Annotated in this window: 1 protein-coding gene; it reads left to right on the forward strand. The window is 74.7% G+C overall.

Features of this window, described 5'->3' with window-relative positions:
• The coding region (locus tag AC1DXV_RS35240) for a PA2779 family protein (RefSeq protein ID WP_477938133.1) at positions 1-385 on the forward strand (385 nt) is incomplete at its 5' end.
• Positions 386-533 lie beyond the last annotated feature (148 nt).

A 533-nucleotide genomic window follows, 5' to 3' on the forward strand; every position in this document is an offset into this window, starting at 1 on the left:
GTCCTCGGTCCTGTCCTTCGTCCTGTCCGCCAGCCTGGCCCTCACCGGCCTGCCGGCGCATGCGGTGACGATCAGCGCCGAGCAGGTCGCCGAGAGCGAGGGCATCGCGAGCGGCGCCGCGCAGCGCGAGCGCCTGCTGGCGGCGCTGGAGCGCGAGGACGTGGCCCGCGTGCTGGCCGAACGCGGCGTCGACCTCGACCAGGCGCGCCTGCGCGTCGCCGCGCTGAGCGATGCCGAGGCCGCGCGGCTGGGCGCCGAGATCGACCGCGCGCCGGCCGGCGCCAACGACGTCGTCGGCTCGCTGATCTTCGTGCTGGTGCTGCTGCTGATCACCGACATCCTCGGCTACACGAAGGTGTTTCCGTTCACGCGGCCGATCCGCTGACCCGATGCGCGCCGCGCTGCTGGCGCTGAGTGTCGTCCTCGGCGGCTGCGCGGTGCAGACCGCTGCGCTGCGCGAGCACCCGCCGGCCGGCCTGCCGCCGGTGGTCGAGCTGCACGCCACGCCGTTCTTCCCGCAGACCGACCACCAG

Source organism: Rhizobacter sp. P3_C12 (assembly GCF_056402735.1).